13 protein-coding genes are annotated in these 13,618 nt (G+C 46.3%); all 13 read right to left on the bottom strand.

The annotated features are described in order from the left end of the window. Window position 1 precedes the first annotated feature (1 nt). Window positions 2-2,335 carry a phage tail tape measure protein gene (locus D1092_RS03715; protein WP_120122243.1) on the bottom strand — a complete coding sequence of 778 codons (2,334 nt, stop codon included), beginning with the start codon at window positions 2,333-2,335 and terminating at the stop codon, window positions 2-4. Window positions 2,336-2,466: 131 nt separating this feature from the next. Next, complete coding sequence (locus D1092_RS03710; protein ID WP_120122242.1) at window positions 2,467-2,880, bottom strand: hypothetical protein; 414 nt, start codon at window positions 2,878-2,880, stop codon at window positions 2,467-2,469. 9 nt (window positions 2,881-2,889) lie between these two features. Continuing rightward, window positions 2,890-3,408, bottom strand: a complete 519-nt coding sequence (locus tag D1092_RS03705) for a phage major tail tube protein (protein ID WP_120122241.1) — start codon at window positions 3,406-3,408, stop codon at window positions 2,890-2,892. Further along, the gene (locus tag D1092_RS03700) at window positions 3,405-4,694 is read right to left on the bottom strand and encodes a phage tail sheath C-terminal domain-containing protein (RefSeq protein ID WP_120122240.1); all 1,290 of its coding nucleotides are present in this window, start codon (window positions 4,692-4,694) and stop codon (window positions 3,405-3,407) included. Before D1092_RS03700 ends, D1092_RS03705 begins: the two co-directional genes overlap by 4 nt. Window positions 4,695-4,838: 144 nt before the next feature. Further along, window positions 4,839-6,305 carry a Bgr_08870 family protein gene (locus D1092_RS03695; protein WP_120122239.1) on the bottom strand — a complete coding sequence of 489 codons (1,467 nt, stop codon included), beginning with the start codon at window positions 6,303-6,305 and terminating at the stop codon, window positions 4,839-4,841. Window positions 6,306-6,318: 13 nt separating this feature from the next. Further along, on the bottom strand, window positions 6,319-9,462 hold the full coding sequence (locus D1092_RS03690; protein ID WP_120122238.1) for a DUF4815 domain-containing protein: 3,144 nt from the start codon (window positions 9,460-9,462) through the stop codon (window positions 6,319-6,321). A 1-nt stretch (window position 9,463) separates the two neighbouring features. Continuing rightward, complete coding sequence (locus D1092_RS03685) at window positions 9,464-10,570, bottom strand: phage tail protein (protein WP_120122237.1); 1,107 nt, start codon at window positions 10,568-10,570, stop codon at window positions 9,464-9,466. Further along, complete coding sequence (locus D1092_RS03680) at window positions 10,570-11,436, bottom strand: baseplate assembly protein (RefSeq protein WP_120122236.1); 867 nt, start codon at window positions 11,434-11,436, stop codon at window positions 10,570-10,572. Before D1092_RS03680 ends, D1092_RS03685 begins: the two co-directional genes overlap by 1 nt. Further along, window positions 11,423-11,809 carry a GPW/gp25 family protein gene (locus D1092_RS03675; RefSeq protein ID WP_120122235.1) on the bottom strand — a complete coding sequence of 129 codons (387 nt, stop codon included), beginning with the start codon at window positions 11,807-11,809 and terminating at the stop codon, window positions 11,423-11,425. Before D1092_RS03675 ends, D1092_RS03680 begins: the two co-directional genes overlap by 14 nt. Before the next feature lie 3 nt (window positions 11,810-11,812). Further along, entirely contained in the window at window positions 11,813-11,995 is a 183-nt protein-coding gene (locus D1092_RS03670) for a hypothetical protein (RefSeq protein ID WP_120122234.1), read from the bottom strand. 12 nt (window positions 11,996-12,007) lie between these two features. Continuing rightward, window positions 12,008-12,601, bottom strand: coding sequence for a phage baseplate assembly protein V (locus D1092_RS03665; protein WP_120122233.1), 594 nt, complete (start codon window positions 12,599-12,601; stop codon window positions 12,008-12,010). A gap of 36 nt (window positions 12,602-12,637) precedes the next feature. Then, the gene (locus D1092_RS03660; RefSeq protein ID WP_241440228.1) at window positions 12,638-13,126 is read right to left on the bottom strand and encodes a hypothetical protein; all 489 of its coding nucleotides are present in this window, start codon (window positions 13,124-13,126) and stop codon (window positions 12,638-12,640) included. Further along, window positions 13,123-13,617 carry a phage virion morphogenesis protein gene (locus D1092_RS03655; RefSeq protein WP_120122232.1) on the bottom strand — a complete coding sequence of 165 codons (495 nt, stop codon included), beginning with the start codon at window positions 13,615-13,617 and terminating at the stop codon, window positions 13,123-13,125. Before D1092_RS03655 ends, D1092_RS03660 begins: the two co-directional genes overlap by 4 nt. Between the last annotated feature and the right edge of the window lies 1 nt (window position 13,618).

Genomic DNA, 13,618 nt, shown 5'->3' with positions numbered 1-13,618 from the left:
CTCATTCTGTTCCACCATGCAAGGCATTAGCCCCTGCCCGTTGCAATGCATGGCGAACCGCATAACCGGTCGCCATGGGATCACGCGCGCCATTGACATGCACCGTGACATTTTGATTGTGCGTAATGGGGACGCGTTCTTTGTCTTTTGCTTCTGGAACAGAGCTATGGCCATGCCCAGCGCCTGCAAATTGTACAAGGGGCTGAGGCGTTTTGCCTCCTAAAAAACTTGGCAAATAATCTCTTACATCAATCGACCCAATCCACCCCTTTATGCGGTGAGGTAAAGATTTACAAAAGTCCGTCAATTGTGAGATGGACGACATAAAGCCATTAACAATCCAACTCGCTAAATCTTCTCCGGCTTGTTCCATACCAGCCTTGACACTCTCCGAGAGCTTTTCGCGGGCAAAAAAACTTCCCAACCAGCTCCAAAAGTTGGAAAGGCTTTGTTTAAACCCCTCCCACACGTTGCCAAACCACCTGCCAACAGCGCTAAGCCCTTGTTTAAACTTTTGCCAATTTTGAGAAAAATCAAAGGCAGAAGCAATGATATTCTTCCAACGGGTGATGGTGCTGGTATCAGCACCAAAAAAACGCATGACGGCTTCAAAGGCTTGGCCAAAAGCCCGTGTTATCCCCCGTGCAAAGCCCTTTATAAAAGAAGAAAAGCGGTCCCAATATTTCCACAAAGCAAAACCAGCAGCGAGGATAACAGCCACAACAGCAGCAATCACAGCCCCTACCGGGGTAAAAAGACCCCCCACAACAGAGGACATGCCCGCCCCAACCACTTCGATCACAGTTCCTACCCAACCAAAGCTGCTCGCAAATGCCGCCCCTGAGACGGCAATCCCCCGCAAAGCACCCATCAATAAGGTCATGGGGCGCAAAAGTCTGAGGAAACGTGCCCCAAACCCTGCGGTAAGCAAGCCCAGTGAGCGCCCTGAAACCAAGAGCCCGCGCCAACTTGCCTTCAGCATGCGGCTAAGAGACCCAAGCTTGATAAAAGAGGCAATCAATTGCAGGACCCCAAGGCGGGTTCCGGCAAAAGTAAAACGCACAACCCGCAAAGCAATATTAAAAGCCATCAGAGCGGCAATGGTTTTGATGATCACACCGGTTAAAACAGGGTGTTCATTAGCCCATGCTATCAGCACGTTTAAAAAACCACCAACAGTTTCCATTAAACTGTTCACATGGGGCAACAACACCTCACCAATGGTAACCCCCAAAGCCACAACGCGGTTTTGCAACAGTTCAAATTGCCGCATGGCACCGGTTGCCTGTTTGTCTGCCTCTTGTTCGACAGAGCCTTTAAAGACTTTTGGGTCTTTCACATAATCTAAAGCTTGCCCTAACAATTCGGGGTTACCCACCAGTTTAGCAAAATCACCAGTAAAGTCTCGTCCAGCAATAGCAATCAGCGAACGCATTCCCTGTTCTGATTTACCCAAGGCTTCAAAAAAACGCACCAAGGTACCCGTGGCGTCTTTGTCCAGATCTTCCATAAATTTTTGGCGAGAGAGACCAATATTGGTAAAAGCATCTTCAATATGTTTACCTCCCGCCTGTATGCGCGCACTCATAGAGTTAAAACCACGTGCTGCACTCTCTGGAACAATTCCAGCAGAAATCATCGCCGTCCCAAATGCTGCGGTTTCACGGGCTGTCAGTTTAAACATGGTTGCCGCACCGGTGGCACGATTGGTAAAGTCAGACACCTCACTTGCCTTAGCCGCCATGTGGTTGGAAAGATGGTTGATGGCATCGCCTAAATCTTCAATGCCTGCTTGATTAAGCTTAAAGACATTGCGTAATTTAGCAAAGCGCTCACCAATTTGATCCCCGCTCATATCAAAGGCGACCGCGGCTTTGGCGGCATAAATACTAAAAGCCTCGAGATCTTGTTCACCAATCCCTGCTTGGCTGGCACTGGTCATCAATTCTAAAACTTCACGAGCGGCGAGAGGAATCTTTGTTGAGGTTTCAAGGGCAAAACGACGCAATTCTTTTAAACGATCAAGGGGGGCATCCAGAACCTTTTCCAAGCCCTTCATCGATTGGTCAAATTGCATGGCTTTATAGAGCGGAGCAATTAAGGTTGCCGTTTGATCAACTGCCCCCACCATGCGCCCACGCGCATGAATATAAGCACTTTCTGCATTTGCTGTGGCTTGCTTTAGATGTTCAGGGTCAAACCACCCTTTAAAATGCTTTCGTGTTTGGTTTTGGAAATGCGCAATATCGAGGCTAAAGGCTTTCAGGTCTCGCTTGGCAGAGGCGATCCCTTCTTGGAGATGCTTCACAAAACGGACAACAAGGGAAACATCCATGAGCGTATTTTATCCTAACATTTGGCTTTCATATTCTTGTTGTTTCAAGCGCACTAATTCTTCGCGATAGGAAATCACTTCCAGCCAATCCATCTGATTGATCTCTAGAGCCGACCAGTGGTAATAAAGGGCTAGTTCTGCTCCAAATTGTCCGGCATAGGGGATTGGTGTTTGGGAAAAAAAGCAAAAAAAACCTTAAACACGGCCATAAGATCAACAATATCAAGACGATTAATCAGTTCAACAGATTCATGAGACATCTCTGCCAGAAGCGCGGTGATTCCTTCCATGGCTTCATGGGTAAATAAAGCCTCACAAAGCTTGGCAATAAGAACATCATTGCTCAAAGGTATTTTATCTTCTTCTACAGCGGGCAAAAGTAACTTTGCCAGCTGTGGTCCAATCAACACAGCTAATTGGCGTGCTTGCTTGAAGTTTGGGCGATAAAAGATCAATTTTTGCCGTGTTGATTCTTTGCCATCCTTGTCTTGATAAACAAGGGGGACTTGCAATTCCACCTCAACACTTGTTTGTAAACTTGTCATGATTAATTCCTATAAATTGAGAATAGAGCGACGGCGCCCGCCGATATCTTGCCCATTGCGCACCAGCCAACCGCCCCGTTTAAAGGAAAAGCGGTGCAAAACAGAACCATCCCAAAATTCTGTGTAATCCCAAACATTCTTGATCTCGCAATCATAGCCTGTGGCTTTTCCAGCCGTTAAGCCTTCGCTATCGACTTTGACCAAACGCCCCGTGACATCAATGGAATGTTCATGCTCGCGTCCATCTTCTTCAGACACCACATGTTTTTTGCCGGTAAATTTATGACGAAGACCAGGAGGACCACCAAAGATACCAATGATTTCTGGCGTGTGGCTGCGGATTTTCATTTGCAAGGTTAAAGCTTTCACACCAAGACCACTCACATCAATTTGCATGTCAGAGCCCCCTGGTTGATAGGTTTCGGTGATTTCTTCCAACGTGGGAAGTTTGAGCGTTTCAAGATCAAGGTGAAGATTGACATCATCATCAACAATCAGGGTAAAACCACGAACAATTCTTAAAGTCATACATCACTCCTTGCTGCCTTGCGATAACCCTCAAGCGTATCGCCAAAAGTATGGGTCATTTTATTTTGGATATCTTCAGAGAGCCGATTAAAGTAAGCGCCATTGCGCCGGCTGCCGAAGCTTAAATCTTCGAGAGGGGGGACTTCTTCTGCATCAAATTCCACCCGCAATTTTCCCAATTGCAAATTGCTGTTTGAATTCAAATCACGCTCAAACCAAACCCGTCCTCCTAAAAGCGCACCGCGCGCAATCATATCATCAAGAAACTGTGTAAGGCTGCGGGTAATGGCAATGACATGTTGACCGGTAAGATTTTCGTCATTCGCCCAAGGGCGTAAATTGTTAATGATGGTTTTTTCCAAGGCTGCGCGGGTGCGTACCACATTGACAAAACGCCAGAGTGGATCGCTCGAAGTGGTGTGATTGCCCCATAAAATGCGCCCATTGGCAGCCATTTGCCCATGCGCATTTTGGCTAAGGCGGGCGGGAATAAAGGTGGCAATATCGGCTTTATTGAGACGATTAGCCTCATGATCAATTTCCCCATCAAAATAGCTAATGGGGCGTGCTGTGCCTAAAATACCTTTAACATCTTGGTTGGACGGAGACCAAAAAACACCCCCTTTTTGTTTATCTCGTTTGATAAACATTGCTGCTGCAAAGGGACTTGCCGGTTTGATACTAAAGCCCCCCTCACTATTTGCTACCCGCACAAAGGGATCAATCAGATAACAAAAGCGTGAGGAGAAATCTGCGCGAAAGGCAAGGCTTTCTTCCGTATTTTTGCCCCCCGTATCAAACACGGCAATCGCTTGTAGCTTTTCAGCAACCTGTTCTAGAGCATCTGCTAGTGGATTTTTAGCATTATCAAGGCGCCCTGCACTATAAGCTGGCGCTAAGAGAATTCCAGGTTCCACACCCAAATGCCCTCTAGCATGTTTTAGCGCATGAACACCGGTTAAAGCAACACTTGACCCCACCATTTCGGTTTGAGTCTCAGCCATAGTGGATTTTTCTTCCACACGCACAAGGATCACTTGTGCCTCAATCCCTTGCGCACGCACGGCATTGATAACATCAAGGGCCGTTCCTCTTGTCCCAAGCTTTTGGATTTTTTCTGTCTCATGGGTAAAGACCAACACGGGCTCGTTAAGGGGATAGTTTTTTGCATCCGCATCAGGGGCTGTAACAACCGCCCCAATGGCGGTTTGGCTAAACATCTCTAAAGGGCGAGAAGCTTGACCATCCTCAATGAGGCGAATACCATGATTAAATTCTGTTGCCATTTTGCTCTCCAAATCAATGAAGAGACTATAGCAACCAAAAGCACTCCCTCATAAGACTGACAGTGTCAGTCAAAAAAAGCCCTTTGAGAGGGTTTTAAAAGAGCTTTAAAAGAACGATAATTTGCGCTCTCTTTGGTTTTGTATTTAATCTTTCCATAATCTTATAAGGACAGCACCATCAGCACCAGCACCGCTTGGAGAATTATCCCCATGAGAGCCAGCCCCGCCACCACCAAAACCACGCCCTGCTTTTCCTGAACTATAGGAACCTTGCCCTATTCCTCCAGAGCCGCCCCTTGATGTATCGCCCCCAGCATCCCCGCCACACCCGCTTGTTTTGCTCGTAATTCCTCTCGTTCCAGCATAACCATTTCCACCTTTAGCAAGTCCTGGATGTTCGTCTGTTGCTAAACCAAAATTTCCTCCCACTCCTCCAACACCACCAGAGCCTGAAGAGTAATTAGATGAATTGTAATAATAAGCTCCACCACCACCTTTTCCTCCTGTAGCCGTAATAAAATCCTTACCAATGGTTGTTATTCCTCCAGAATTGCCTGTCATACCATGCCTTGCAACAGAAGTCCCTCCTTTACCAATGATGATATTCTCATGACCGTTTAAACTGGCTTTATAGCCGTACCATACGGAACAACCGCCACCGCCTCCGCCGCCGCCTAAATAATCATAATAAGCTCCACCACCGCCTCCGCCGCCGCCCCAGGCTGTAATTTCGACTTTGGTTTTATCCGTGACCCAATCGGGCCATTCAATTTTTCCGTTCTGTGTATAGAGCAATTCAGCATCAGCAAGGGCCGGCCAATTGGTGATTTTATCGATCAAATCTTTTTTAAGACTCTTTATTTCTGCTAAGATGGCTGCATCCACTTGCGCCTTGGTATAAACAACATCACCATCAACAGTTAGTGGTCCTTTCAGCATACTTCCATTTGCGCTTAAACGGGTAACCACTGATTCTAAGACTGAAAAACTTCTTTTAAGCTCGATGGAGACGGCGGATGAACCAACTAATGGAGATGTTCTAAATGATGAATTCTTGACGATCTCCAAACCACCACTCATGCTGGAAGATGCCTTAAATGGTGAGTTATCGACGATCTTCAAACCACCACTCATGGTGACTTTACTGGTAAATTTGTTATCATTTTGCCATTCATTGGCTTGTTTGAGATGTCCATAACTTGTCAGATCTTCGTTAATTTTGGCTCTAAAGTCATCTAATCCAACGATATCTTCTGTTTTATGTTTGTGTGCCCCTAATAAGGAAACGGCACTGCCAAAGGTAAAATTATTGTTGCCTGATTTATAAAGCACATAGTTGTTTGCGGCATCTTTGGCGCCCTCGATATCGCTTAAATCAGCAAAGGTAAAGGTTTTATCGGCTGCCATCTTGCCATGAAGAGCACTTTCTAAACCCGTCACATCACTTATGGTATGTGTATGCTTTGAAGGGGCTTTTCCCTCTATACTTTCCTCAACCGTTATAAGCGCTTGATCTAGTTTGGTGAGGTTTTCGCGCAAGATTGGAAATTCAGAACTAATAAAGCGTCCTTCTTTGGGCAATTCCATGTCGAGTTTTTTAGTTTTAGTCATGTGTTTTCTCCCATCATATGATGCCGGCGCCAAAATCACACGCCATGGAGCGTGCAGCAGGTCCACCGGTAAGGGTAAGTTTAAGGCGTGCTTGTCGTGCTGTTTTGTCACTGCTCACAAATTTACGCTCTGTCCAAAGCGGTTCAGAGAGTTGTTCTGTCTCATCCAGTTTTAAAGGGACAAAGGTACCATCATCCAGTTGCATCTCGAGGGTGAAAGAGGAACCGCCCGGTAAGAAGGTTTTGATATAGCTCGTTAACCTTGCCTTTTCCCCAAAGGCAAAAGCTCTTGTGATATAGGTTGCTGTTTTATGAATCTTTCCTGCAATCAATTGCACCGGAGCAAATAAGACGGGTGAGAGCTTCTCTGTGCCTTTAAGAATAGCGCGAAGCTTGACTTTTTCACTGATATATTCGGTTAGACTAAGCAATTGAAAGGGCAGCAGTTGGTAAACTGTACCGTTGTTTCTTTCAATTTCAAAGATGACAGAACAATCGCTTGAAGGCAATTCAATGGCTGCACGCACCTGCAAATCAGAGCAGTCCACAAGATCAAAGGTGCCAAGATCAACCCTCTTTTCTGTTTGTTTATAGCGTGCAGCGAGAATCCGAAATGCCAAGGCTTCATCTTGGTGTGCTGTCCAGCTCTGTGCATTAACAGAAGAAAAGCGTGGACCCGTCACATAAGGGTGGCTTGAAACATACCTTTGGTGCTCTTTATCAAAATCTCCAAGTTTGGCGAGAGAGACAGAATGATCTCCATCATCAGTTTTAAGCACAAAGGCGGTGAGACGATCATCGGGCACTAACAAAGGAACACTATAGCGTGCACTCGCCCAGCCGGTTTTGGCGCCCTTCATGGAATAGGAGGTTTGGGCTTGAATATCGGCCGTGGGATAGCCGTTTTCGGTAGTGACCAAATCAATGACGAGATCATGGGCTTGATTGCCAATTTTACAAAGATGGAAATCAATGCCGGTGATTTGCCGTGTTTCATCGGGGGTAAAGACTTGCGCTTGCGGGTCTACTTGTGTCCAGATTTTCACCGTGGTGGTGCGCCGCATCACTTTTACATCAATCACCCCTTGACCGGTAAAAAGCCCCGTTGCTGTTGTTCCACCTTTCCCTCGTGCGATCACATTTTTTGTCCCAGCCGTAATGTTTGGAGGAATCTTGAAACTCCCTTCAAGGGTGCCTTTGCTATCGGCACTAAGGCGGCTTGTTGGCAAGACATTCACGTCATCAAAGCTAAGGCTTTCCAAGATTTCGCCACTGCCAAAGCCTTCAATCTTAAAGTTCAACTTAATTTGTCTTAAAAAGTCGATTTGCTCGCTTGTTGTATTTACCAAATCATCACTGATTTCTGTCTTAACGATGCTTCTCCCACGGTTCTGCCCCATATTGAGTTGATTGGTCACACTGGAGAGCCAATCGGTGCGCTCAACATGCCAAAAATCTGTTGCAGGGGTCAGGGTGACTGTACCAGGGAGAGGCGCAAAATTTTGATAAGGATTGATCTTTTCGCAAGCTGTTGTCAATTCTTGCGCAATGATCACTTCATTGGTCCAGTCAAGGGTGACAGGGGCGTTCAAGGAAGCAGTATAGAATGTTGGGTCAATGGCAAGCTGTAAAATACCGTTTCCCACAGCCCCTGTTTGTTCAAAACCTTCGTCTCTGTAACTGTCATCGAGAAAAGGATCTGCAAACATGCCTTTTTTGGCAACTGGCTCTTTAGAATCCACATTGCTTTTAATGCGCTCTAATTGCATCAAGCGGTCAAGGGAGAGCACGCGTTGAAAATAACGCCACATCTCATCATAGGGGGCAACACGTGTGCCATCATTGACCACAAGGGGTGTTTCAAGCCAATTGTTGGTAATAGTGGCAAGAGAAAGCACATCTTCGGGAACACTGGGCGCCATGGGTTGGTCTGCCGAAACCCCTTTGATATAAACAACATCACCTCCTGTATTTAATCCAATACGGTCAATGCGGGGGAGTTTGTAAGAGTAATTCACGATAATATCACCGTTCATCGCGCCATCTGAGACAGTGATTTCTTGTGCTGTAACTTTATCAGCCTTCACACTTGCGCGATATCGATAGGTCACCGTATAGCTACTACCAGGAAGTGGTTCATCGCCCATAGGTGCCCAATCAATGGTATCTCCGGTCTTTTTAAAGTCCTTGCCTTCTTTAAATTCCTTACCTCCTTGAATGATTTTGACAAAAGAAGTGATACTTTTGTCAGGAACGCCATCACGCCCAGATGTAATAGCCCCGCGGGTCAGGGTAACGGTTTTTTCTTTCGTCAATAAAATGGAATGAACAGCTGCAATGGGGGTGTAATAGGTTTTAAAGGTAAAGCTTGTTTTTTTGCTTTGAGGCGCAAAAATATGGGTTTCACTAGGAACTTCACTTGTCGAAAAGTCTTCCATCTCTTCATGGCGCAAGGCGGCTAAGCGTTTGCGTTTAAAGCCGTTGATATTGGCTTCTCCCTCTTGGATACTGAACACTTGCTTTTGTCCCTCTTGGCCCAAAGCTGTGACACGGCAACCATTCACGATATAATGCCCATGGGCGCGGTCGTACGTCGCAATAGCTTGCATGGCTGGTTCAAGCAGAGAGGGAGATTTTTGATCAATCAAAACACCATCTTGCAAAATATAAACCGGAAAAAATGTGCCTTGCTGGTCATCATCTTTGAGAGCCCAGACAAGTTTTGCCACCTCACGTGCCGCACCTCCCTCTCCTTCTGCTAAAGATCCTGGAACTTGTCCTAAGAGCTCTGGGTCCTCTTCATGAGTTATCCAGCTTTTTTGCAGTTTTACACCGATTTCTATGCGTCCAACCATAGAAACATTCTCTAAGACGGCATTTGAGACAGGAAAAATATCGCCGGCGATATAAATCTTGCCCTCTGTTAAAGTGACAGTTCTTGTATCTTTATTGACAAAGGCGTCCGCCCGTTCAACACGGTCTCCTTCTTGTGCCACAAGGCGCCCCAAACGATTATGGCGCCCCCTTATGATGGTTTGAACTTCATTGAGTTCTCCTGCTTGAAGAAAAGGGCGTTGTCCATAAAACACAACGCTTTGTTGTTCATCTTTGCCACGAGAGCGATCAATTGCAAAGGGTAAGCCACTTTCATGCTTCATGTTAAAACCTCAATAAAATCTTGAATTGTTCGCGAACATCAGCACGCAAAGAAATGTTGATAGGTGTTTTAAGGATCTCCACACCACCACGCAGTTCATCAGCCCCTAACCAAAGTTTGCCTAGAGGTGTCTGCTCTGCCACAGAGCCATGAACGAGAAGGGAAACAGAGGCGGCTTGTTTGTCATCAACATCCTTAAAATCTGTACGGGCGGCAAGAAACAGCATGGTGCCAGTTTTCGAAGGACTAAATTTGTTGCCACAATGGCTGTAAATACCCTCCAAAGCTGGTTCAACAGGCGCTACAGCATAGCATCGGCGATAGCCAATTAGAGTATTTTCAACGTCTCTTAAAGCCAAATAAAGCGTGCGGTTTTGGAACCACTCTGCCATCAATATGTCGCGTTCGTGTTTTTTGATCGAACACCATGGAAAATTTGCCAAATCCCATGGATAATCAATTTTCTCCCAGCTTAACTCTTCGTCACCATCATCAATCCAATTACCAATCAATGTGCCTTCTTCTTTTGTGAGAACGTGATTGATTTCTGTTGTGCGTCCAAAGGAAAACAGTGTTCCTCCAGCTGTTAAGCGTACGCCGCTCTCAAAATCCAGCATGCACTCATCAAGCCTTGACATATTGGCTTCCATAGCCTCCACATCATAACCAGTGACACCACGGCGAAAATCAGAGCGCAAGCTTTTGGAAAGGTCGACAATGGCTTCAATTGCCTCGAGATCACCTCGTTCAGGCAAGTGGTCAAATTCAAGTTGAAAGGAATTCCACCATGCACGCTCTGTCCACGCGGGTGTGAATTGTGCTGAAAGTTCAAGCCATTGAAGTCCCTGATCAATTGCAGCTACAGAGCCACGTATCCGCTGCCATTCAATCCCCTGGTCAAGAAGATCATAAGAATTCGAGAAATAAGGTGTGAGTTCTTGTAAACCATATTCGTCAATTAAGAAGGGCAACCAAGAAGGGGGACGCGTGATCAATTTGGCACGCACAATATCTTCGAGCGCCCTTTTGACTTGCGGGGAAAGAGCCATAGCCCCAGCCAAACAGCGTTCAAACAAGCTTGAATTTTGGGGCAATAACAACGCAGACATCAATAAGCATACCCCCGTTTTGACAAAGCAATTTCCCCTAGTGCTATCGCCTCATGCGGGGCAACAAGAATATCTTCCTGTGGCTTTGTAACCTCCACATGGTGCACACCTTCAACCATCAGGCGGCTTAATATCCAACTTGAATATAGATCACGCCCAAGCCTGCCTGCACGCGCCCATTCTTCTCTTAAATTCTGCTCTGCCCTTTCTAAAAGCTGTTCTCGCTCACCGGGTAACAACCAAAGGTTAGCCGAAATATCAATCACCCGCTGTACGGCACTTTTGACCAAGAGGGTATCATTGGTCATTCTAACATGAGGATCATCAAGAGCTCTTTGCACCTTGGCAATCAAAGCCTCATCGGCCACTCCTGAAGGGGAATCACTAAAAAGAGCCACATGAATAAGCGGGCTTTTGCCCACACGATAAACAAAAACATCTTTGACATGGATATCACTGGAGAGAGCAAAATATTGATAGCGAGGTGCTGTACCCCCTGTGGAATGTCCTTGTCTATTTAAGCGAATGCGGCGGCGAAAACGCTCATCATCCTCATCTAAAAGGCGCGTGACCCCATGAAAATCCCCCAAATGGTCTAAACTTGTGCCATGCGCAAATGTGAGCAAATTATCCCGTGCTACCTCGTTGATCCGCTGGCGCAACAGCAATTCTTCATAAGCAGCCGCTTGTAATTGAATGACCACGGGATCATAAGCGGTCTTTTCCACATTATAGGGAATATGATGAGCGGCAAAAACATCCATTAAACGCTTAATCTTTTGCTCTAAAAGCCTTTCAACAGAAAGCTCTTCAATCACTTGTGGTAGCGGAAGCTGTGAAAGGGATAAATGTTCAAGCTCTGCCATAGGAGACCTCTAGCGGAAATTGTCTCTCTTGCCCATGGGACCAATCCCCCAAATGCCCATCGGGGTAAAAAATGCCCCTTAAAACAAAGTGGAATGTTCCCTCACGCGTTGCTTTGGTCAAATCAATCCTCTGGAGTGAAAACCCAGGTTCTCCGCATTCTGGATCATCAAGCGCTTGTACAATTTCTTGATAAAGACGTAAAATCGTTGCAGGATTGGCATTAGCATCTTGGAACTCTCTAACACCACACCCATAATGGCGACGCAAAACCCGTGTTCCCACCCGTGTCATCAAACATTTATGAATGGATTGTTGGCAATGCGCAAAGCCATATAAGAGAGAGCCATCCTTTTCGCTCATCCCACAACGCATGATTTAAGCCCCCTTCGTTGTTTTTGTAAGAGAAGTCGTTGGGGCCGGTTTTTCAGCAATCTGACCAAGAAGAAGTGGATATTTCGCTGCCTCTTCACTTAAACGAATTTCCTCACCTTTCCCCGGTGAACGCTGACCTGCCACAAAATCGGCATTGGTTAAAATAACATAAGTTTTCTCACGCATCATAAAACTCCTTTAAAGAGGGCTAGAGGTTGTGGAGGGACCCATTTTGACCCCACCATGTTTATGGCTTGCTCCAACAGATTTTTGATTGTGCTTTAAATCTTCTGCTTGAATCTGCACGCAGTCCGTTAATTCAACACGGGTTGATTGATGACAAAGCATGAGCCCTTGTGCACTCAAACGGATTTGGTTTTCACCATGGGAGAGAATAAGTTCATCTTTAGTCATTCGCAGTGCACCACCCGCATAACAAAGCGCAAGCTCTTGCGGCGAGCGTGCCTGGTTTTGTGCATCGTCACTATAGCTATCGCGTACAACCAGAGACGCAGAGCCAATTTCGCCATGGGGGTTTAACAAGCGCACCGGATCACCAATGTTTAAAGGCATATTGCTTGAAACAGCGCCAGCAGCTTCTTGCGCTTGTAGCCAAGGCGATAAAACCGCTTGACCATTGGCACTTTCACAAGAAAGTTTCACCCGCACCCTATGCCCATCAATTTGCGCCACCCGCCCCATCATGTGCTGGTTGGCAAGACAGCGTTCAAGCGCATCAAGGCGCTTCATGATTTGCCGAAAAGTCTCGCCCAATAAATGCGCATCATTCATGAAAACACCTCATCATCACAGGCAATCAACCCAGCTTTAAGTTGTCGTTTGTCCCGCATCCGCAAAAATATCTTGTCCCAAATGATGCAAATCTTGACGCCATTCCACCACGCTTATCGATACACCGCGCTGCTTAATCGCCGCAGAAATAATGGGGTCAATTGACACATCCCGCGGGGCGCTTACATGCGTTAACCCCCACAATTGTCCGCTATGGCATAAAACCCCTATCGCTTCTGCCAAAAGCCAACTGGAAACATCCCGCTCTTTGCCCGTGGTGATAATAAAAGCCCCTAAATGAAGATCAGCACTCATCTGTCCAGAAGGCATAGGATTTAAACGACTTTCTAACACTGCAACACGCACAGCTGGCGCAACAAGCATTTGTGTTTCAAGCTCTTCTAAATTGAAACGCCCAAATTGACAGCCGCAATCGCGCACATCTGGCAAAGCCCTTTTAAGGCTCCTTATCACCGCCTCACGAAACTGATTGATGCGCCCCAGACTCTCAACAGCTTGTCTCATGAAAAGACCCTTTCCAGCCAATCCTCTGCTGCTTTGACAATTTCCACTTTATTGCGCTCTGAAAGCCCTAAATAAGGGCGTGCCGGCATGGTCACTTGAGGCACACAAACAAAACGCTGTGCCTTGCTGCTTTTAAGAAAGAAGCGCAGGGTTTTGCCATTTTTCGGGCGAATAACCCCACCCAATTGATGAATCCGCGCATAAACCAACCCAGAGCCGATGATCACCTGTTCTGGTGAGGCTTTCATATCAATGGAGCGTGAGAGCGCCCCACTGGCATAAAGAATGGAGGTACGAGCATAATTGTTTTTCCACTTTTCTCCTTGGGGGGAGGTTTTTTCGCTTTGAATCCGCCGCCTTGTGCTTTCTTGAATGAGGCGCCCAACCCCTTGTGATAAAGTTCCCATCGGAGCATGAGCACTCTTTTGTAAAAAAGATAAAGCCGCTTCAAGCCCGCTTTCTTTAATCTCAATATGGGTTGAAACAGACATG

The organism is Bartonella krasnovii (assembly GCF_003606345.3).
Classification (GTDB): domain Bacteria; phylum Pseudomonadota; class Alphaproteobacteria; order Rhizobiales; family Rhizobiaceae; genus Bartonella; species Bartonella krasnovii.
Note: the sequence above shows the minus strand (reverse complement) of the source record. Positions and strands in the feature narration are given on the sequence as shown.

What these genes read in the sequence shown, in the direction of transcription:
- D1092_RS03715 (WP_120122243.1), bottom strand. Translation starts at nt 2,335, where the DNA reads ATGGATGTTTCCCTTGTTGTCCGTTTTGTGAAGCATCTCCAAGAAGGG.
- D1092_RS03710 (WP_120122242.1), bottom strand. Translation starts at nt 2,880, where the DNA reads ATGACAAGTTTACAAACAAGTGTTGAGGTGGAATTGCAAGTCCCCCTT.
- D1092_RS03705 (WP_120122241.1), bottom strand. Translation starts at nt 3,408, where the DNA reads ATGACTTTAAGAATTGTTCGTGGTTTTACCCTGATTGTTGATGATGAT.
- D1092_RS03700 (WP_120122240.1), bottom strand. Translation starts at nt 4,694, where the DNA reads ATGGCAACAGAATTTAATCATGGTATTCGCCTCATTGAGGATGGTCAA.
- D1092_RS03695 (WP_120122239.1), bottom strand. Translation starts at nt 6,305, where the DNA reads ATGACTAAAACTAAAAAACTCGACATGGAATTGCCCAAAGAAGGACGC.
- D1092_RS03690 (WP_120122238.1), bottom strand. Translation starts at nt 9,462, where the DNA reads ATGAAGCATGAAAGTGGCTTACCCTTTGCAATTGATCGCTCTCGTGGC.
- D1092_RS03685 (WP_120122237.1), bottom strand. Translation starts at nt 10,570, where the DNA reads ATGTCTGCGTTGTTATTGCCCCAAAATTCAAGCTTGTTTGAACGCTGT.
- D1092_RS03680 (WP_120122236.1), bottom strand. Translation starts at nt 11,436, where the DNA reads ATGGCAGAGCTTGAACATTTATCCCTTTCACAGCTTCCGCTACCACAA.
- D1092_RS03675 (WP_120122235.1), bottom strand. Translation starts at nt 11,809, where the DNA reads ATGCGTTGTGGGATGAGCGAAAAGGATGGCTCTCTCTTATATGGCTTT.
- D1092_RS03670 (WP_120122234.1), bottom strand. Translation starts at nt 11,995, where the DNA reads ATGCGTGAGAAAACTTATGTTATTTTAACCAATGCCGATTTTGTGGCA.
- D1092_RS03665 (WP_120122233.1), bottom strand. Translation starts at nt 12,601, where the DNA reads ATGAATGATGCGCATTTATTGGGCGAGACTTTTCGGCAAATCATGAAG.
- D1092_RS03660 (WP_241440228.1), bottom strand. Translation starts at nt 13,126, where the DNA reads ATGAGACAAGCTGTTGAGAGTCTGGGGCGCATCAATCAGTTTCGTGAG.
- D1092_RS03655 (WP_120122232.1), bottom strand. Translation starts at nt 13,617, where the DNA reads ATGTCTGTTTCAACCCATATTGAGATTAAAGAAAGCGGGCTTGAAGCG.